General features: G+C 51.4%; 17 protein-coding genes. 6 read left to right on the top strand and 11 right to left on the bottom strand.

What is annotated here, in order from left to right:
- Positions 1-101: 101 nt before the first annotated feature.
- From zapG to degS, 3 genes are all read left to right on the top strand, one after another.
- Positions 102-500 (top strand): Z-ring associated protein ZapG, encoded by a 399-nt coding sequence (zapG, locus tag D9742_RS11670; protein WP_010345273.1) that lies wholly within the window; start codon positions 102-104, stop codon positions 498-500.
- A gap of 154 nt (positions 501-654) precedes the next feature.
- On the top strand, positions 655-2,022 hold the full coding sequence (gene degQ, locus D9742_RS11665) for a serine endoprotease DegQ (protein WP_130237014.1): 1,368 nt from the start codon (positions 655-657) through the stop codon (positions 2,020-2,022).
- Positions 2,023-2,111: 89 nt separating this feature from the next.
- Positions 2,112-3,179 (top strand): outer membrane-stress sensor serine endopeptidase DegS, encoded by a 1,068-nt coding sequence (gene degS, locus D9742_RS11660; RefSeq protein WP_130237013.1) that lies wholly within the window; start codon positions 2,112-2,114, stop codon positions 3,177-3,179.
- A 63-nt stretch (positions 3,180-3,242) separates the two neighbouring features.
- Here degS and mdh read toward each other — a convergent pair whose 3' ends face one another.
- Complete coding sequence (gene mdh, locus D9742_RS11655; RefSeq protein ID WP_064529495.1) at positions 3,243-4,181, bottom strand: malate dehydrogenase; 939 nt, start codon at positions 4,179-4,181, stop codon at positions 3,243-3,245.
- A gap of 434 nt (positions 4,182-4,615) precedes the next feature.
- Between mdh and argR the strand changes: the two genes are divergently transcribed.
- Together argR and yhcN are read left to right on the top strand one after the other, a co-directional pair.
- Positions 4,616-5,086: a transcriptional regulator ArgR gene (argR, locus tag D9742_RS11650; RefSeq protein ID WP_064529494.1), complete on the top strand. Its 471-nt coding sequence runs from the start codon at positions 4,616-4,618 to the stop codon at positions 5,084-5,086.
- A 367-nt stretch (positions 5,087-5,453) separates the two neighbouring features.
- Positions 5,454-5,717, top strand: coding sequence for a peroxide/acid stress response protein YhcN (gene yhcN / locus D9742_RS11645; RefSeq protein WP_130237012.1), 264 nt, complete (start codon positions 5,454-5,456; stop codon positions 5,715-5,717).
- A 54-nt stretch (positions 5,718-5,771) separates the two neighbouring features.
- On the opposite strand, the gene D9742_RS11640 is transcribed toward yhcN, so the two are convergent.
- The 4 genes from D9742_RS11640 to aaeX all read right to left on the bottom strand — a co-directional run bounded on the left by D9742_RS11640 (position 5,772) and on the right by aaeX (position 9,252).
- Positions 5,772-6,044, bottom strand: coding sequence for a barstar family protein (locus D9742_RS11640; RefSeq protein ID WP_130237011.1), 273 nt, complete (start codon positions 6,042-6,044; stop codon positions 5,772-5,774).
- A gap of 91 nt (positions 6,045-6,135) precedes the next feature.
- Positions 6,136-8,103, bottom strand: a complete 1,968-nt coding sequence (gene aaeB, locus D9742_RS11635; protein ID WP_130237010.1) for a p-hydroxybenzoic acid efflux pump subunit AaeB — start codon at positions 8,101-8,103, stop codon at positions 6,136-6,138.
- A 5-nt stretch (positions 8,104-8,108) separates the two neighbouring features.
- Complete coding sequence (gene aaeA, locus D9742_RS11630) at positions 8,109-9,041, bottom strand: p-hydroxybenzoic acid efflux pump subunit AaeA (RefSeq protein WP_130237009.1); 933 nt, start codon at positions 9,039-9,041, stop codon at positions 8,109-8,111.
- A gap of 7 nt (positions 9,042-9,048) precedes the next feature.
- Positions 9,049-9,252 carry a p-hydroxybenzoic acid efflux pump operon protein AaeX gene (gene aaeX / locus D9742_RS11625; RefSeq protein WP_000051841.1) on the bottom strand — a complete coding sequence of 68 codons (204 nt, stop codon included), beginning with the start codon at positions 9,250-9,252 and terminating at the stop codon, positions 9,049-9,051.
- Between the two features lie 182 nt (positions 9,253-9,434).
- Between aaeX and aaeR the strand changes: the two genes are divergently transcribed.
- Positions 9,435-10,364: an HTH-type transcriptional activator AaeR gene (gene aaeR / locus D9742_RS11620; protein WP_130237008.1), complete on the top strand. Its 930-nt coding sequence runs from the start codon at positions 9,435-9,437 to the stop codon at positions 10,362-10,364.
- A gap of 133 nt (positions 10,365-10,497) precedes the next feature.
- Here aaeR and tldD read toward each other — a convergent pair whose 3' ends face one another.
- From tldD to mreC, 6 genes are all read right to left on the bottom strand, one after another.
- Positions 10,498-11,943: a metalloprotease TldD gene (gene tldD / locus D9742_RS11615; RefSeq protein WP_130237007.1), complete on the bottom strand. Its 1,446-nt coding sequence runs from the start codon at positions 11,941-11,943 to the stop codon at positions 10,498-10,500.
- A gap of 148 nt (positions 11,944-12,091) precedes the next feature.
- A complete protein-coding gene (gene yhdP, locus D9742_RS11610; RefSeq protein WP_130237006.1) occupies positions 12,092-15,892 on the bottom strand; it encodes an AsmA2 domain-containing protein YhdP in 3,801 nt (1,266 codons plus the stop codon).
- A gap of 67 nt (positions 15,893-15,959) precedes the next feature.
- A complete protein-coding gene (rng, locus tag D9742_RS11605; protein ID WP_064529486.1) occupies positions 15,960-17,429 on the bottom strand; it encodes a ribonuclease G in 1,470 nt (489 codons plus the stop codon).
- Complete coding sequence (gene yhdE / locus D9742_RS11600) at positions 17,419-18,012, bottom strand: nucleoside triphosphate pyrophosphatase YhdE (RefSeq protein ID WP_130237005.1); 594 nt, start codon at positions 18,010-18,012, stop codon at positions 17,419-17,421. The genes rng and yhdE overlap by 11 nt, the downstream gene beginning before the upstream one ends.
- Before the next feature lie 8 nt (positions 18,013-18,020).
- A complete protein-coding gene (gene mreD, locus D9742_RS11595) occupies positions 18,021-18,509 on the bottom strand; it encodes a rod shape-determining protein MreD (RefSeq protein WP_130237004.1) in 489 nt (162 codons plus the stop codon).
- The gene (gene mreC, locus D9742_RS11590) at positions 18,509-19,579 is read right to left on the bottom strand and encodes a rod shape-determining protein MreC (protein ID WP_130204516.1); all 1,071 of its coding nucleotides are present in this window, start codon (positions 19,577-19,579) and stop codon (positions 18,509-18,511) included. The genes mreD and mreC overlap by 1 nt, the downstream gene beginning before the upstream one ends.
- Positions 19,580-19,611 lie beyond the last annotated feature (32 nt).

Genomic DNA, 19,611 nt, shown 5'->3' with positions numbered 1-19,611 from the left:
TTCCACTTCTGTGGCATTAACGGTTATAGTGGCATAATCAGCCGCAGGCATGGAGCCTGAAGCCAACACCCTACGGAAACAAAAGACAACGGGAGATGTTCATGACCTGGGAATATGCGCTAATTGGGTTAGTCGTCGGCATCATTATTGGTGCTGTGGCCATGCGTTTTGGTAATCGTAAACTACGCCAGCAACAGGCGTTGCAGTACGAACTGGAAAAGAATAAAGCTGAACTGGACGAGTATCGCGAAGAGTTGGTTAACCACTTTGCCCGCAGCGCGGAATTACTGGATACCATGGCGCATGACTATCGCCAGTTGTATCAACACATGGCGAAAAGCTCCAGCAGCTTGCTACCGGAACTGTCCGCGGAAGCCAACCCATTCCGCAATCGTCTGGCGGAGTCCGAAGCCAGCAACGATCAAGCACCGGTGCAGATGCCGCGTGACTATTCTGAAGGCGCATCTGGTCTGCTGCGCACTGGCGCAAAGCGCGACTAATTTATTTTGCGGGCGCAGCCATTGCGCCCTCCTCTTCTCTCCCTCCCCGACTATCATTTAATCTGGTGTCTCATTGTTAGCCGTCTGAAAATTCAATAACATCAAACTGTTTTGAATCTCTTTTTCTTATCATTCAGGTACGAGAGCAGGAATAATGAAAAAACAAACCCAGCTGTTGAGTGCATTAGCGTTAAGTGTCGGGTTAACTCTCTCGGCGCCGTTTCAGGCTATCGCGTCGATTCCCGGCCAGGTTGCCGGTCAGGCACCATTGCCCAGCCTGGCCCCGATGCTGGAAAAAGTGCTTCCCGCAGTGGTAAGCGTGCGAGTTGAAGGGACTGCCAGCCAGGAACAGAAAATCCCGGAAGAATTCAAAAAATTTTTTGGCGATGATTTACCGGATCAACCTGCGCAACCTTTTGAAGGTTTAGGTTCCGGTGTCATCATCAATGCCAATAAAGGTTATGTGCTGACCAACAATCACGTCATCAATCAGGCGCAGAAAATCAGTATTCAGCTCAATGACGGACGCGAGTTTGATGCGAAGCTGATTGGCAGCGACGACCAGAGCGACATCGCCCTGCTACAAATTCAGAATCCGAGCAAATTAACGCAAATCGCCATTGCCGACTCCGACAAACTGCGCGTCGGTGATTTTGCCGTCGCAGTCGGTAACCCGTTTGGCCTTGGGCAAACCGCAACTTCAGGCATTGTTTCCGCATTAGGTCGCAGCGGGTTAAATCTCGAAGGTCTGGAAAACTTTATCCAGACCGATGCTTCCATTAACCGGGGTAACTCCGGCGGTGCGCTGTTAAACCTTAACGGCGAGTTGATTGGTATTAACACCGCGATTCTTGCCCCTGGCGGCGGTAGCGTCGGGATTGGCTTTGCTATCCCCAGCAATATGGCGCGCACCCTGGCGCAGCAACTTATCGACTTTGGTGAAATTAAACGCGGTTTGTTAGGCATTAAAGGCACAGAGATGAGTGCCGATATCGCCAAAGCATTTAATTTAGATGTGCAACGTGGCGCGTTTGTCAGCGAAGTACTGCCTGGTTCTGGCTCGGCGAAAGCAGGCGTGAAAGCAGGCGATATTATTACCAGCCTCAACGGTAAACCGCTCAATAGCTTCGCCGAATTGCGTTCCCGCATCGCCACCACTGAACCTGGTACTAAAGTGAAGCTTGGTCTGTTACGTAACGGCAAGCCGCTGGAAGTGGAAGTGACGCTTGATACCAGCACATCTTCTTCAGCCAGTGCAGAGATGATTACACCGGCGCTGGAAGGCGCAACGTTGAGCGACAGTCAGCTAAAAGATGGCGGAAAAGGCATTAAGATCGACGATGTTGTCAAAGACAGCCCCGCCGCTAAGGCAGGTTTACAGAAAGATGATGTGATTATTGGCGTGAACCGCAATCGGGTGAACTCGATTGCTGAGATGCGTAAAGTACTGGCAACCAAACCGGCTATTATTGCCCTGCAAATCATGCGCGGTAATGAGAGCATTTACCTGCTAATGCGTTAATGTCATAAACCGGGCATCAGGCTGACGTGTGATGTCCGGTTAACTCGTGATATGCTGCTGCCGTTCCCTTTTTTAATGACGCCTCCATCATGTTTGTGAAGCTCTTACGTTCCGTTGCGATTGGATTAATTGTCGGTGCTATTTTGCTGGTTGCCATGCCTTCGCTGCGCAGCATTAACCCGCTTTCCACACCGCAATTCGACAGTACCGACGAGACGCCTGCCAGTTATAATCTGGCGGTCCGCCGCGCCGCGCCAGCGGTGGTTAACGTTTACAACCGTGGTTTGAACACCAATTCTCACAACCAGCTTGAGATCCGTACACTAGGGTCAGGTGTGATCATGGATCAGCGCGGTTATATCATTACCAATAAACACGTAATCAACGACGCCGACCAGATCATCGTCGCCTTACAGGATGGCCGTGTTTTTGAAGCGTTGCTGGTTGGCTCTGATTCACTGACCGATCTGGCGGTGCTCAAAATTAATGCCACTGGCGGTTTACCCACCATTCCAATCAATTCTCGTCGCATACCGCACATTGGCGATGTAGTGCTGGCAATCGGTAACCCGTACAACCTCGGGCAAACCATTACCCAGGGGATTATCAGCGCCACGGGTCGCATCGGCCTGAACCCGACCGGACGACAAAACTTCCTGCAGACCGATGCTTCCATTAACCACGGCAACTCCGGCGGTGCGCTGGTTAACTCATTGGGCGAACTGATGGGCATCAACACATTGTCGTTTGATAAGAGTAACGATGGCGAAACCCCAGAAGGCATCGGTTTTGCGATTCCCTTCCAGTTGGCAACCAAAATTATGGATAAACTAATCCGCGATGGACGTGTTATCCGTGGCTATATCGGTATTGGCGGCCGCGAAATCGCACCATTACACGCGCAAGGTGGCGGTATCGATCAACTGCAAGGGATTGTGGTTAATGAAGTGTCACCTGATGGCCCGGCGGCTAATGCCGGTATCCTGGTCAACGATCTGATTATCTCAGTGGACAACAAACCTGCTATCTCCGCTCTGGAGACAATGGATCAAGTAGCAGAAATTCGACCCGGTTCGGTGATTCCGGTGGTGGTGATGCGTGACGATAAAAAACTAACATTGCAGGTCACTATCCAGGAATATCCGGCGACCAATTAAGGCCGACGTTAAAAAACAAAAAACCGGAGACTGTGCTCCGGTTTTTTGTTATCCGCTAATCAATTACTTATTAACGAACTCTTCGCCCAGGGCGATATCTTTCTTCAGCGTATCCAGCATTCCTTCCAGCGCGTTCTGTTCAAATGCGCTCAGAGTACCGATAGATTTACGCTCTTCCACGCCATTTTTACCCAGCAGAAGCGGTTGAGAGAAGAAACGAGCATACTGGCCGTCACCTTCAACGTAGGCACATTCAACTACACCTTTTTCGCCTTGCAGCGCACGAACCAGAGACAGGCCGAAGCGTGCAGCTGCCTGGCCCATGGACAGGGTTGCAGACCCGCCGCCGGCCTTCGCTTCAACCACTTCCGTACCCGCGTTCTGGATACGTTTGGTCAGATCAGCAACTTCCTGCTCGGTAAAGCTTACGCCAGGAACTTGAGACAGCAGCGGCAGAATGGTAACGCCAGAGTGACCGCCAATAACCGGAACTTCAACTTCGCCCGGCTGTTTGCCTTTCAGTTCGGCGACAAACGTATTGGAACGAATGATATCCAGCGTGGTGACGCCGAACAGTTTGTTCTTGTCATACACACCCGCTTTCTTCAGCACTTCCGCAGCGATAGCTACCGTGGTGTTTACCGGGTTTGTAATGATACCGATGCACGCTTTCGGGCAGGTTGTCGCAATTTGCTGTACCAGATTCTTCACGATACCGGCGTTAACGTTAAACAGGTCGGAACGATCCATCCCAGGTTTACGCGCTACACCTGCGGAGATTAGAACCACATCAGCGCCTTCCAGCGCAGGGGTCGCATCTTCACCAGAAAAACCTTTGATTTTCACAGCAGTAGGGATATGGCTCAGGTCGACGGCCACACCGGGAGTGACTGGAGCGATATCATACAGGGAGAGTTCTGAACCTGAAGGCAGTTGGGTTTTTAACAGTAATGCAAGCGCCTGGCCAATACCGCCAGCAGCGCCGAGGACTGCGACTTTCATCCTAAACTCCTTATTATATTGATAAACTAAGATATGTTGCTCCGCTGCCGCGACCTTAATCCACAAATTAACAGTTTACAATGACCACTTCTCAAGAATGTGTAGTCACGCAAATTTGGCGTTTATGCATTTAATTGACGTAATCAGGAACCTAACTTACGTAATTAACAGCCGCTTATGCATTAGAGCAACATTCCAACAGGTGGTGACAATATACCCTACCGTTCAGCCAAAACAACATCAATTTGATAACAATTAATTTACTTTTAAGCAGAATTTACACGCCGTGACGCAGGCATGTTTCTCAATCACGAAATTTGATAAAATCCCGCTCTTTCATAACATTATTTCAGCCTTCTCCAGGGCAGACTGTTTGCATAAAAATTCATCTGTATGCACAATAATGTTGTATCAACCACCATAACGGGTGACTTATGCGAAGCTCGTCTAAGCAAGAAGAATTAGTTAAAGCGTTTAAAGCGTTACTTAAAGAAGAGAAATTTAGCTCCCAGGGCGAAATCGTCGCCGCATTGCAGGAGCAGGGCTTTGACAATATTAATCAGTCTAAAGTCTCGCGGATGTTGACCAAATTTGGTGCTGTACGTACCCGCAATGCAAAAATGGAAATGGTTTACTGCCTGCCAGCTGAACTGGGTGTACCTACCACTTCCAGCCCATTGAAGAACCTGGTGCTGGATATCGACTACAACGATGCTGTTGTTGTAATACATACCAGCCCTGGCGCGGCACAGTTGATTGCGCGTCTGCTCGACTCTCTGGGCAAAGCAGAAGGTATTCTTGGCACCATCGCAGGTGATGACACCATCTTTACTACCCCTGCTAAAGGTTTCACCGTCAAAGACCTGTACGAAGCGATTTTAGAGCTGTTCGACCAGGAGCTTTAATCTCTGCCCCGTCGCGCGTTGCGGCGGGGAAAATATTGCTATTTCCTCTCGATCCCCAGTTTCTTTCTGCCTGACACTTAACAAATAGTGCCTTTTACTATGACATTTCATTCACAGAATGAATATATAGAACGAAAAACGCACATTTCGCAAAATCATCATATTTGATTGATATAGAAGACCTTTTCATAAGGAATGGTACGTTTTTGATTCTTTTTAGTTATAAAAATAAAACTTTTTAACACTTAGTATTCACCCCAAACAGTTAGCCAGGTATTAATTAGCTCGATAATTAGTGTATACTTAATTCTGTGATATGGGTCACGAAACAAAGGCCCAGCTAAAAGATTATGTCGAGGTAAAAATCATGAAAATCAAAACCACTGTTGCTGCGTTAAGTATGCTCTCTGTTCTCTCTTTCGGAGCTTTCGCTGCCGACTCCATTGATGCTTCTCAAGCACAAAATCGTGAAGCTATCGGCACCGTGTCCGTCAGCGGTGTAGCATCTTCTCCAATGGATATGCGTGAAATGCTGAACAAAAAAGCGGAAGAGAAAGGCGCGACTGCTTACCAGATTACCGAAGCGCGTAGCGGCGATACCTGGCACGCCACAGCTGAACTGTACAAATAAACCCTCATCGTCTTGTCCGACGATATTGCCCCCGGTTCGGGGGCTTTTTTTGCGCTAGTGACGAACATTAAAACGCAAATGCCCTTCCAGCTCTTCCTCCGCCTCATCAAACAGTAATATTAACGCGCCAAAACGCCGACGCGTTTTCTCCCCCAAATGAACAAATTCAATCTCCAGTGGTAGCGGCAGAACATCATTCATTAATACGTCCCATAGAGAGTCGAGATCGCGCACCATATCTTTATCCAGACCAAAGGTGTGGCTAAAGTCGCGATAAAAGTCCTCCTGACTCTCAATCTCATCAAAATCAAAGCTATAGATATTCATCTCTTGCCACCGTCACGTTTCGCGAAAAGTTCTGCCGATCATCGCTAAGTATAGCCATGAAAAAACCGACGCTTTTGGCGTCGGCTTTGACTTAATTATCGGTCAACGCATGCTGATACTTATGGAGCATACCGATAAGCCGATGCACCGGTTCCGTGACCTGCGGCGGCGCTTGCCAGATGCGTAGCTTTTCCTGGTAGATTTCCAGTTCTTCCAGCAACTGACCGAAGTAACGACGGCGTTTGTCATCGCTGCGGGCAGAAATCACGTGGTCCGCTGTGCGGCGCATTTGTCGGTGAAATGCCGATAAATCATCATTCACGGGTATCGGCGCATCACGCAATCGCTGGTGAGCGATAATCATCGTTAACGCCAGGCGAAACTTCGGCAAATCGCCGGGAAATTTATTCATCAGCAAAAACAACTGCTGATAAAGCGCAGGCAGATGGTTCTCTTTACGCCGGGCGACATTGGTAGTCATCGCGGAAACAGCGGCAGAAACAAACTGATTAAGCAGCACGCGTCCTGTTCTGTCGCGCGATTTATCCCGCACCAGTAGAATGACGGTGAACGCCAGCACACAGCCCACGATTTGCCCCAGTGCGCTATCGAGAAACTGACTGAACTGAAAGGTCATCGGGTTATCCAACACGATAATATTAATGGTACTGGCCAGCGCGCCCATCGATCCCAACCGCCGTTTCTGCACTTCAATACCAAGGAAGAATCCCAGCACCGCCAGGCTAATGCACAGCAGCAACATACTCTGTTGGGTATTGGGGATAATCACCAGGAAATAGAGCAGTCCTAACGGTAGCGCCGCTACCGTGCCGTAGATAAAGTCGATCGCCACCATGCGAGGATTAGGCAGACGCATTGCCAGCGACGTTACGACGGCAATCATCACCATTGCGCCACTGCCGGAGGTCCATCCGGTCCACAGCCAGAACAAAGTACCCAGCATGCAGGACAGTGTGGTACGCCAGAAGTTAACCATTGCATGATGACGCTCGGCGGATTCTACTTTTACTTCCGGCTCGCCTTGCAGGATCTCTTCTTCAGTGGCGTTAATTTTGGTGTTACTGATGACGCCTCGCTTGAGCAACTGATAACGCGTTGCCGCCGCTACCCAGCTATAAATAGTGATGGGTGTTTCACGTTCCCCGGTCCAGGCAATCACTCGTCGCAGGCGTTTTAGCTGCTTATGGACGTCCTGTGCAGTTTCTACCGGCGTGTCAAAAAATTCGCGGAAGGTATCGGTGATCAACTCCGGACGCGTGTTCTGAATGAGATAAGTTTCGCAGGACTGGGTGATCAGCGTCAGCGACAACGTGTTGATCGCTTTTAAACGCCGATTGGCGCGCGCCCAACGGGAAGATTCCATGTTCAGGTTGCTACGCATCCCTTGCAACGCCGTGGTGCGGCGAACCAGGTCGCCCCAGGCCTTATCAACAATCTCGCCATCACCATGTTTGATGCATAATTGCATTAGTTGATATTGCGCCACCAGCAAACTTTCCAGCTCTCGATCCACTTCTTGTTTGATCGATCGTGGAGAAAAGAGCAGATCCGCCACAATAGCACACACAATACCAATGACGATTTCACTGCAACGTTCAACGGCAAACTGCGGCGTCAGCAGCGGTTCTGGCTGAATAGTGATCACAATGATCAGCGCAGTATAACCGGCAAGCCCCCACGCATAGGAGTTCTCTACTCGGACCAGCGAGGAGATCCAGGTACAAAAACCGGCCCAGATACAGCACACCAGAATCATCAACAATGGCGCACGGATCATCGCAATAATGATCACCAGCCCGGCAATACAACCTATAAATGTACCGATGATGCGCAAAAAGCCGCGATAGCGGATGGCGCCAGAGTACGGTTCGCCACCGGCCGCAAAGGCCGGACCGGCGGCAACAATCGCCGCAGTCAGTACAGCCCAGCGTGGTGTTTCAAGCTGAAAATGAAAGCCAACAAACAGCGCCAGCACAATGGCGGTCGCCAGTTTTACCGCGAAGCGAATATGTTGGTTAGCAATGGAGAAAATACCCATCGTAATTAACCAAACTCACGCAGGCGATGGGCCATTTTACGGAAGAATGAATCCTGACTTTCGTCGCGATCCTGTTTGCCAGTGACGACCACGGTGGCGGTAGTGCCCGCTGGCCAGATATTGTCTTGCTGGTTGTCGAGGCGAATTCGTACCGGCACACGTTGCGCCAGACGTACCCATTCAAGGTTGGAGTCGATGGTCGCCATACCTTTATCATCACGCGTGCTGCTGGCGTTTGTTACCCCTGCGGCGACGCTATCGACAGTTCCTTTCAGAACTTTGTTGCTGCCAAGCGGCGTAATTTCTGCGCGATATCCAGAACGTACCCCTTCCAGCTTGGTTTCTTCCATATAGGCCAGCACATAGAAGGAGTTCTGTTTCACCAGCGCTACAGCCGTTGAACCACGCGTAATAAATTCACCGGTATAGACATTGAGATTGGTCACCCAGCCATCCGCTGGTGCGCGGATCACTGTACGTTCAAGATCCAGTTTTGCCAGATCGCGGGTTGCCTGCGCTTTCGCTAACTGATGCAGAACCGTTTGCAGCACGTTATTGGCCTGGTCGATCTCTTCGCGAGACATCGCCTGTATGCCGAGACGGTTGCGACGTCCAGCCTCCTGGCGTTTTTCCTGCGCCAGTACCTGATAATAGGCAACATCAGCTTCCGCTTCTTCGAGGGCCTTTTGGTAGCGTGGCTGGTCGATGGTGAACAGTACCTGTCCTTTTTTCACCAGCTGGTTATCATGAACATTCACCTGGGTAATGAGTCCAGAAACGTCCGGCGCGATCGCAACCACATCGGCGCTAAAGCGCGCGTCACGCGTCCACGGGGATTCGGTGTAATAGACCCAGGCACGAAAAATTGCGATGAAAGCCAGAATGACTAATACGACCGTGATGGCCGTACGGGAGAATTTTCTTATTAGTGTTTTCACTTCAACCTCAAACGAACAGTCGCGATATCAAATAAAACAAACAGCAATAGAGCGCGGTGTTGAACAGCGCCGGATGCCAGACAAAGTCGTAGATACCTGTTGGCACAAGGACCCGGCGCACCAGCCAGAAAATCGCTAGTGATAAAAGCAATTCGAAAAATATCGGTGGGAAGGACAGCCCAAACACCACGATAACGGGAAACAGACTCATGTTGACCTTGGTTGTATAGAGAGAGCAGGTGTTATTATTTTCAGCATCTGTCGCCGCAGAGAAGGGCATGGAAAGCCGGGCGAGAGCAACATTGCTGTAGATTGATATTTAATATATTAGCGTAACTGTTATGCTGTTATCTATATTATGTGATCTAAATCACTTTTAAGTCAGAGTGAATAATGGAACGACTAAAACGCATGTCGGTTTTCGCCAAAGTGGTTGAATTTGGTTCGTTTACCGCCGCCGCCAGACAGCTTCAAATGAGCGTTTCATCCATCAGTCAGACGGTGTCTAAACTGGAAGATGAGTTGCAAGTGAAGCTGCTAAACCGCAGCACGCGCAGCATTGGTCTGACAGAGGCAGGAAAAATTTATTACCAGGGCTGTCGTCGGATGCTCCATGAAGTGCAGGATGTTCATGAGCAGTTGTATGCATTTAATAACACACCTATCGGGACACTGCGCATTGGCTGTTCTTCAACTATGGCTCAAAATGTTCTCGCTGGGCTGACGGCAAAAATGTTGAGAGAGTACCCTGGGTTAAGCGTCAATCTGGTTACCGGAATTCCTGCACCCGACCTGATTGCCGACGGTCTGGATGTGGTGATCCGCGTCGGCGCGTTGCAGGATTCCAGCCTGTTTTCCCGCCGTCTGGGGGCGATGCCGATGGTGGTGTGCGCCGCTAAAAGCTATCTCACACAGTATGGCGTACCGGAAAAACCTGCCGATTTAAGTAGTCATTCATGGCTTGAATACAGCGTGCGTCCGGACAATGAATTTGAACTGATCGCGCCAGAAGGGATCTCGACTCGCCTCATCCCACAAGGACGCTTTGTCACTAACGATCCTATGACGCTGGTGCGCTGGTTAACGGCAGGAGCGGGGATCGCGTATGTACCGCTGATGTGGGTGATCAATGAGATCAATCGTGGGGAGCTGGAGATCCTGCTGCCGCGTTACCAGTCGGATCCACGCCCGGTTTATGCCCTATATACCGAAAAAGATAAGCTGCCACTGAAGGTGCAAGTCGTGATCAACTCACTGACGGATTATTTTGTCGAGGTCGGTAAATTGTTTCAGGAGATGCACGGGCGCGGGAAAGAGCAGTAATTCATATTGAACTGTCACGTTGTTCAACCCTGCACCAACGGGTTCCCCTCACCCTAACCCTCTCCCCAAAGGGGCGAGGGGACCGTTCGTGCACGAGGAAGGATTAATTATCCTTCTGAAAATACTGAAATTATTACGCGGTACCGCCAACAGTCAGGTTATCGACTTTGAGCGTTGGCTGGCCCACGCCAACTGGCACACTCTGCCCTTCTTTACCACAGACACCTACACCGTTATCCAGTTTCAGGTCGTTGCCCACCATCGAAATTTGCTGCATGGTTTCGATACCGGAACCAATCAGCGTTGCGCCTTTCACCGGTTTCGTCACTTTGCCGTTTTCAATCAGATACGCTTCTGAGGTGGAGAAGACAAATTTACCGGAGGTGATATCCACCTGACCGCCGCCGAAGTTCGGCGCATAGATGCCATACTCGACGGATTCAATGATTTCCTGCGGCGTCGATTTACCTGGCAGCATGTAGGTGTTGGTCATACGCGGCATGGGCAGGTGAGCATAGGATTCACGACGACCATTACCGGTCGGTGCCATACCCATTAAGCGAGCGTTGAGTTTATCCTGCATGTAACCTTTCAGGATCCCATTTTCAATCAGCACGTTGTACTGACCCGGCGTACCTTCGTCATCAATCGCCACCGAACCACGGCGATCAACCATCGTGCCATCATCCACTACCGTACACAGTTCAGATGCTACCAGTTCGCCGACCTGGCCACTAAAGACCGAAGTGCCACGGCGGTTAAAGTCGCCTTCCAGACCGTGACCTACCGCTTCATGCAACAGCACACCTGGCCAGCCTGCGCCGAGAACGACCGGCATGGTGCCCGCAGGCGCGGCAACGGCAGAAAGATTAACCAGCGCCATACGCACTGCTTCTTTCGCCCATGCATCCGCACGGACTTCACCATCGAGATCGGCAAGGAAAAATTCATAACCAAAACGACCACCGCCGCCGCTGGCACCGCGTTCGCGTTTACCGTCTTCTTCGACCAGAACGCTTACTGAGAGGCGCACCAGTGGACGCACATCTGCCGCCAGGGTGCCGTCAGTCGCGGCAACCAAAATTAATTCATAGACGCCACTGAGGCTGGCAGTCACTTCCTGTACGCGCTTGTCGGCTTCGCGAGCAACTTTATCGACGCGACGTAAAATATCCAGTTTCTCCTCGCGACTCATGCTTTGCAGCGGATCAAGCGAGGTATACAGCGGGCTATGCTCTACCGCGCCCAGCGTCTGTACTTTGCCATCGCCACTGTCACGGACAATGGTACGCGCCGCTTGCGCGCTCTGTTCCAGGGCCAGCAGGCTGATTTGGTCAGCGTAAGCAAAACCGGTTTTTTCGCCGCTGATTGCACGCACGCCAACGCCCTGATCGATGTTGTAAGAACCATCTTTGATAATGCGGTCTTCTAAAACCCAGGATTCGTGATAGCTCGACTGAAAATAGAGATCGCCGTAATCGAGGCGACGTTCGGCCAGTTGACCGAGGATCGCGAACAAATCCTGATGTTTCAGGCCGTTCGCCGCTAGCAATTGTTCACTTACCAGGTTCAGACTCATCGTTTTTGTTACTCATTAGTTACTTCGGTAGAGGATTTTTTACGGCTGCCGGATGCAGCGTGAACGCCTTATCCTGCCTACGGTTATGTTCCGGCTCATTGGCAATGGCTCTTTACTGAGATTGGGGCAATTACGCGCCATCGTCAAATCATTGCGCTTTTTCTTTACGCGGTTGGCGCAATACTTCGTTGATTTGCGGATCGTCCAGCGGACCAGAAATGTGATAGCGCAAAATGGAGACTTTGCTCCAGAGCGGCCCCAACACTTTACTGGCGGCAAACACCGCCGCGCCGACAATGGGGTTAACCGCAAAGGCCGCAGCCACACCCACCGTCGCGGAAATTTCTGGTGCGACAACCGCTTCCATATTCAGATCTCGGCGTACCAGATTCACCGACCCTTTCATGGCGATATCCGCTTCCAGGCCATCCACCAGCGTGTCATCAGTGTGCATAACACCGTCTTTAATCCACGCCGTGCTGCGAATGGAGTCAAAATAGAAACCTTCGCCAAAGGTATCCCTGAAATCAAAGCGCAGCTTACGCATCAGAGCATCGACGCTCAATAAGCGCAGCAATTGCCCTGCGTGTCCGGTGCTGATGTCGGTAATTTCACCTTTGCCCAGTTGAGTATGGATGATGCCATTCAACGTTGCCTCATCCGGCTGCCACGGCGCTTTCCGCCAGTGTAAATCGTAATCCACATTAAATGACGACTGGCGTATTGGCGTCGTGACACCAAAAAATTCAGCAGCGGCATCAATTTTCTGCCCGCGTAGTTTTCCTTTCAGCGAGGTGCGTTCGTTACCCGGATTGTTGACCCACTCGCCATCGGCAGAAAGCCGTGAAAAGCCAGTATCAATAAGTCCGTTAGTCAGCGTTAATGTATCGCCAGAAATGGTGATATCGCTGTCGATGCGACCGAGTTTTTGCCCCCAGAACCAACATTCTGCGCAACGTATTTGCGCATCCGGCCAGCCACGGAAGCTAATGCGTTCCGTTGTTGGGAAAGGTGATGACGGCGTGGAGTCACCACTGGTTTTCGCCACGCTGGGGTTGTAATAGAGATATTTAATCGTCGCCAGCCACGGCGCGTTATTGCGCATTGCCAGCGTAGCGTTGATTTCACGTCCTTGCGCCTCGACCTGAGTGCCATTTGCCATTGGTTGCGAAACTATACTCAGGTTATTCCATTGCTGATTCCCCAACGACAACGCTGGCGTACGCAACGTAATGTGCTGGGGAAAACTCACCGCACTACCTACTTTATCCGTCGCGCCTTTCTGGAAAAGTGCCAGCCACTCGGCACCATCCATCGGTGGCATATTTAACTCAACACCACTTTGTTCCGGTAACGGTGGAAGCGTTTTACTGTCTGCCGCCCAGATAGCGCGATCGAGCGTCAGCTTTTGACCGAGCAACCAGCGGCTATTGAAATGGTTATCCGCGCCAGCCTGTCCGGTTAATTCAAAGCTATTGAGGTTGCCATCGACCTTAATGTTAACCGGCAGCGGTTCGCCAGCGGGTTTGGCTAACGGTGAAGGTAAGTGACTACTCACATTCTTCAGATCACCGTTCAGTTCTACGTTATACGTTGCGCCAGCATGATAAGGCAGCTCAATGCCCACTTTACCATCCCAGGCCACGCTGCCGCTTAACGCTTCATTCACCGCTTCAGGCAGAACGCCGGTTTTCGCTGGTTGCCAGTTACCGTTGAGATTTACCGCGACCTGGTAGGCTTTCGCCCCTTCTTTGGTGGAAAAATCCACGTTCAGTGGCTGATTAAACCAGCTTGCTGTCAGTGGTTCGCTTTGCAGATCGCCATTGATAAAGCTGAATTTACCGCTCAAATTTTTCAGCGTGCTATCAAGCGGTTTGATAAACAGACTGTTATTACGCAGCGTCACTTCGCCTTTCGCTGTAACCAGTTCGCCGTTCAATGGGATATCAAGATGTAAGCGAGCATTCACATCGCCGTCGAGCTGAAGCTCTTGCAGGGTTGCCCCCAGGGAATCTTTCAGCGGCGTTTCATCAAAGTAAGGACCAACAGCTTTGCCCGGACCTTTAATGTCAGCATCAATCAGCAATTTTTCTTTCGAGTAGTCAGGGATCACTGCGGTGAGATTACTCGCGCGCACGCCACCCAGATTGACGCCATCGGTTTTCATCCATAAACCGTCGTTTATGAAGTCCAGTTCAATATCAAGATTAGTTAACGCAGGCCAGTCTGGCTGGAAGGCAAACTTCGCGTTACGCAGCGGTACCAGCACCTCAAACTGACCTTCATTGTGTTTGTAGGGGAAAAGATGTGGATTGCCGCCATAAACCAGCGTCGCGTTATCCGCTTCACCGCCCTGAATTGCGCCACTTAAGTAATCGACTAACTCTTTCCCCATCAGATTTTCTGGGAAATAGCGCCACGCTTGTGAACCATCATCGGTACTGATACCCGCCAGAATGCCCAGCCAGGGTTCATCATTAGCCGGTTGCAGGTAACGGAAACCGCCGCGTGCATGGACGGCTTTGGCTTTAACATCAATGTTGCGGCCATCAAGCTGGAAACCTTTGTCGTTATTCAGCCAGCTTAGGGTCGCCTTACCGTCAGCAATTTCCAGCGGTGCGCGGAAAACTGTTTCGTAAGGCATCTTTGCCTTTTTCATCGACACGGTAAGCAAACCATTCTCTACGCTACCGGAAAGCGTCCCGGAGAAGTGTTCCGCACCTGGCAATAATTTCCATTGTTTCCAGGCCAGATCGCTCCACGATGCCTGAAAACGGGTCTTTCCAGCCGCCTGAAGCGGGATATCCAGCGCCAGCGTGTTAATTTTGCCGCGCGGTTGCGTTGACCGCCAAATGTCTCCCAGCGCATGAGAAAGCTTCGCTGCCAGCGGACGTACGCCTTCCAGTCCCGCCAGTTCCAGATTGCTGGCGCGAATCCGCAGTTCATCACTGCGTGTATTATTCTTTCCGCCAACATCCTGTTCCGGTATCCAGGCCAGCGTCAATGCCCCACTCGGCCAGCGTTTGCCATCCATGGTGATACGGGTATCGGGAATAGAAAACTGCCAGCCAGGATGTTCACGCGTAATGTGTGCGGTGAGATTATCTACCGACAGCGAATGCATTTGCTTCTCGCCCAACCAGCTGGCACCGCCCTGTTTCAGCCAGACGTCGCCGCCGGTCACATCGCCTTTGTCGATCGTCATCCAGCCTTCAAGGGAGAATTGCGCCGTTTCCAGCGCAATGTTGTCCTGCATCCATTTGCCCAGCCACGGCTTCAGGTCAATATCATCAGCCTGTAGCCAGACGCGACCATTACTTAACAGCCCTTCATCATCACGCAAATCCATGCGCACTTGCATCACACCGTGCTGCCCGGTCAGGCTGGAGAGACTTACCTGGCCTTCCGCGCGGTGACGACGTGGATCGTTAAGCCAGGTGAGCTGTGGGATCGCCAGTTCCGCGCGTTGACCGGATGGCGTCAGAAAGCTGACTTCACTATCGCGGAGATCGAAGTGATCGAATTGATGGAGAAAAAGATCGCTGATGTGGCTTGCTTCAAGGCTGTCATTACCGCCGCTACTGGTGATAGGCGTATTGGTGCGAAAACGCAATTGCCAGAAAGTAAGATCGCGAAACTGCCAGCGCATATGCAACAGGCTCTGCCAGACATCCAGCGCGAGAGTGACGCGCTTAACGGAAAACTCGCCGCCATCTTTCAGCTCTGCGCGAATGTCGTGAGCTTCAAGCGTGGGGCCAAAATTCTGCCAGCTGGCGGAAAGCTGGCTGGCTTCCACCGGCATGCCGGTAGCGGATTCAATTTTATTGAGGATTTCTGGACGCCAGGCATCAAGGTGCGGCAAAGCAATACGCAGGCCGCTGACCAGCAGCGCGGCGATCACAACGAGCGCGGCTCCAGTAAGCAGTAAAATCCCCGGCAATCGCCTCACCCGTCACTCCTTGTCTGCTAAAAATGTGACTCAAAAACCCTTTGCCGGATGGCGGCCCAGCATTTGTTTACATCATGACGACGTCAAACTGCTCCTGGTTGTAGAGCGGTTCGATTTGTACTTTAACCTGCTTACCCACGAAAATTTCCACTTCCGCCAGCGAGTGCGACTCTTCGCCTTTCAACGCTTCAGCAACCGCTGGAGAAGCATAGACCAGGAAACGGTCGGAGTCGTAAGCATGGTGTACGCGAACAATCTCACGCATGATTTCATAGCATACCGTTTCCACCGTTTTCACCGTTCCGCGACCGTGGCAAGTTGGGCATTCGTTACACAGTACATGTTCAATACTTTCGCGGGTGCGTTTACGTGTCATTTCCACCAGCCCCAGCGCAGAGAAGCCGTTAACGCTGGTTTTCACCCGGTCTTTGCTCAACGCCTGTTCCAGCGAATGCAGCACCCGACGGCGGTGATCTTCATTATTCATATCGATGAAATCAATAATGATAATCCCGCCAAGGTTACGCAACCGTAGCTGGCGAGCAATGGCCTGCGTTGCCTCAATATTAGTATTGAAGATAGTGTCGTCCAGATTGCGATGACCGACAAACGCCCCTGTATTGATGTCCACGGTGGTCATCGCTTCGGTCTGGTCAATAATCAGATAACCGCCAGACTTCAACTCAACTTTGCGTTCCAGCGCCCGCTGAATCTCGTTTTCGACATCAAAGAGATCGAAAATCGGCTGGCGCCCCGTGTAATGCTCCAGCTTGCTGGTCATCTCGGGGATGTATTCCGAGGTGAACTCAAGTAATGCTTCGTAAGTCAGGCGTGAGTCAACGCGAATGCGGTCCAGCTCGGCATCGGCAAAATCACGCAGCACACGCTGCGCCAGCGCCAGCTCACCGTACAGTTGATAACGCGTCTGTGGGCGCTTTTTACGCTCCATGACTTTGGTCCAGACACGCTTCAGATAAGCGGCATCGGAGGCTAGTTCAGCTTCACCTACGCCTTCTGCCGCGGTACGGATGATAAATCCGCCCTGCTCGTCGCAATACTCGGCAACCACTTTTTTCAGGCGATCACGTTCGGATTCACTTTCGATGCGTTGGGAAACCCCTACGTGGGACGCTCCTGGCATAAATACCAGGTAACGGGAAGGCAGCGTGATGTCCGTGGTCAGGCGCGCGCCTTTAGTACCCAGAGGATCTTTCACTACCTGCACCATCAGGTCTTGCCCCTGCCGGACCAGTTCCGAAATGTCGCGCACCGTGAATTGCTTTTGTTCTTCACCCGCTACACATTCGGTATGCGGCATGATGTCAGAAGCGTGTAGAAACGCAGCTTTATCCAGCCCAATATCTACAAAAGCCGCCTGCATACCCGGAAGTACGCGACTTACACGACCCTTGTAGATATTGCCTACTATTCCGCGTCGCGCCTCACGTTCAATATGAATTTCCTGCAGAATACCGCCATCAATATACGCCACTCGTGTTTCCGAAGGCGTTACGTTTACCAACAATTCAGCCGTCATGTTTATCCCTTTTCTCACGCAGTGCGTTAAAATTACTCAATAATTCACACGTTTCAACCAGCGGTAAGCCGACTACGGCGTGATAGCTGCCATTTATCTTCCTGACAAAACAACCACCAAGGCCCTGAATACCGTATGCACCTGCTTTATCTAACGGTTCACCGCTGGCGACGTAGCCAGCGATATCTTCGTCTGTTAACGTTCTGAAAGTCACATCGGTCACCACCAGGCAATCGAGAATGTACTGGCTGTCGGCCAGCGCCACTGCTGTCATAACCTGATGGGTCTGCCCCGATAATTTGCGCAACATCTGCACCGCATGATCTGCATCACGCGGTTTCTCCAGTACTTCACCGTTCAGAATCACAATGGTATCCGCACCCAGCACCGGGAGGTCCTGCGCGGCTTGCTCGACGCCCGCCTGCGCTTTCTCGCGCGCCAGGCGCACAACGTACTGCTGCGCGCTCTCCTGCGGAAAGCGTTGCTCCTCAATGCCCGTAACAATACGTTCAAAGGAAACGCCAAGTTGCGCAAGTAACTCCTGCCGACGCGGAGAACCGGAAGCTAAATACAGAGAAGTCATAGAAACCTTTATTGCACTGCAAACTGCTGACGAATTTTGCGCATCAGCATGAAAATCCACGGCCAGAGCATGCCATTGACTACACTACTCCAGAACACTTCCGGTCTGAAAGAGACGTTGATCACTAAAAACTCTGCCCAGAAAACAATAATATCCACAACCAACGAAAGCAACATGACGACCAGCGCCTGCTGCCACAATGCCAGATTACGGAACAGCTGGAATTTCAGCGCGACCAGATAAGCAATGATACTCATCGACAACGCCCGTACACCGAGCGTGGAACCACTGATCAGATCCAGTATGGCACCCATCACAAAACCTGTGCCCACATTTACGCGGTGGGGTAAGGCGAGGCTCCAATACAATAAGATGAGCAAAACCCAGTTAGGCCGGAAAACGATAAGATTATCCGGCCAGGGCATAATTTGCAGTAATAACGCAATGAGGAAAGAGAGCCAGATAACCCAGCGCCCCTGGCTACGATAGCTCGCCACTATTGCCCTCCTGGCGTACGCGCAGGTGGTTGAGTACCACTTTGCGGCGGCGTAGCCCTTTGTGGAGAGCGGTCAGCGGCAGTACCCGTTGCAGGTTGCTGCGGGCTTGGCTGGGTAATTCCCGTTGCCGGTTCAGGCAGTTTTGGCCCCATTGCATCTGGCGAAGGCAACACCTGCGGCATCATTTGCATCAGGCGTTCATTAGCAACGCGATGCACCTCTTCCGGCGTCATCGGGTTGGCCCCGTTACGATCCGCCCCCCACAACAGAAGCAGATAACGTAAACGTTGCAGTCCCGCAGTCGGACGCGCCTGAATCACGGTATATGCGCGCTGGGTATCGAGTTTCACGGAAGAGACAACCGCCACCGGATAACCTTCCGGGAAACGACCGCCCAGACCTGAAGTCACCAATACATCACCAACACGAATATCAGTATTTGCTGGCAGGTGCTCAAGCTGTAAATCATCAGTACACCCATTACCCGCCGCGATAACGCGGATATCGTTACGCAGCACCTGAATCGGCAACGCATGGGTCGCGTCGCAGATCAATAGTACGCGGCTGGTCAGTTTTGCGACCGCCACCACCTGGCCGACCACACCTTTATCGCTAATGACTGGCTGGCCTTCGTAAACACCGTTGACACTGCCTTTGTCAATAACAACCTGATCGCTGTACGGATCGTTAACAGTAGAGATAACCTGGGTCACCATCTTCTGCTCGTCCTGACGCAGCGGAGAACCCAGAAGCTCACGCAAGCGCGCGTTCTCCTGTTTATATTGTCCCAACATCAGCAGATCGCTGTTTTTCAGCAGCAACTCCTGACGTAACGCCCGGTTTTCAAGTTCTAATTGGTCACGCGAGGCCAGCGTCTGCGATACGCCATCCAGCAATTCACGAGGAGCATTGGAAATAAAGTAGAAAGGACTGACAGCGGTATCCATATAGGTACGGATTTGACTGAAAGTCCCCAGGCGGCTGTCGGCAATAATAATGCCGAGCGCCACCAGCACCGCCAGAATAAGGCGAATCTGTAGCGACGGGCCACGGCTAAAAATTGGCTTCATAAGTTATGCGTATTCTCGTATCAGACCAGGCA

The sequence above is a fragment of the Escherichia sp. E1V33 genome, from assembly GCF_004211955.1.
Lineage (GTDB): Bacteria > Pseudomonadota > Gammaproteobacteria > Enterobacterales > Enterobacteriaceae > Escherichia.
The sequence above is the reverse complement of the archived record's forward strand: the minus strand, read 5'-3'. Positions and strand labels throughout refer to the sequence as shown.

Coding starts and splice junctions, on each gene's coding strand:
- mreC (WP_130204516.1), bottom strand. CDS start 19,579: ATGAAGCCAATTTTTAGCCGTGGCCCGTCGCTACAGATTCGCCTTATT.
- argR (WP_064529494.1), top strand. CDS start 4,616: ATGCGAAGCTCGTCTAAGCAAGAAGAATTAGTTAAAGCGTTTAAAGCG.
- zapG (WP_010345273.1), top strand. CDS start 102: ATGACCTGGGAATATGCGCTAATTGGGTTAGTCGTCGGCATCATTATT.
- aaeB (WP_130237010.1), bottom strand. CDS start 8,103: ATGGGTATTTTCTCCATTGCTAACCAACATATTCGCTTCGCGGTAAAA.
- yhdE (WP_130237005.1), bottom strand. CDS start 18,012: ATGACTTCTCTGTATTTAGCTTCCGGTTCTCCGCGTCGGCAGGAGTTA.
- aaeR (WP_130237008.1), top strand. CDS start 9,435: ATGGAACGACTAAAACGCATGTCGGTTTTCGCCAAAGTGGTTGAATTT.
- degS (WP_130237013.1), top strand. CDS start 2,112: ATGTTTGTGAAGCTCTTACGTTCCGTTGCGATTGGATTAATTGTCGGT.
- mdh (WP_064529495.1), bottom strand. CDS start 4,181: ATGAAAGTCGCAGTCCTCGGCGCTGCTGGCGGTATTGGCCAGGCGCTT.
- rng (WP_064529486.1), bottom strand. CDS start 17,429: ATGACGGCTGAATTGTTGGTAAACGTAACGCCTTCGGAAACACGAGTG.
- degQ (WP_130237014.1), top strand. CDS start 655: ATGAAAAAACAAACCCAGCTGTTGAGTGCATTAGCGTTAAGTGTCGGG.
- aaeX (WP_000051841.1), bottom strand. CDS start 9,252: ATGAGTCTGTTTCCCGTTATCGTGGTGTTTGGGCTGTCCTTCCCACCG.
- yhcN (WP_130237012.1), top strand. CDS start 5,454: ATGAAAATCAAAACCACTGTTGCTGCGTTAAGTATGCTCTCTGTTCTC.
- tldD (WP_130237007.1), bottom strand. CDS start 11,943: ATGAGTCTGAACCTGGTAAGTGAACAATTGCTAGCGGCGAACGGCCTG.
- D9742_RS11640 (WP_130237011.1), bottom strand. CDS start 6,044: ATGAATATCTATAGCTTTGATTTTGATGAGATTGAGAGTCAGGAGGAC.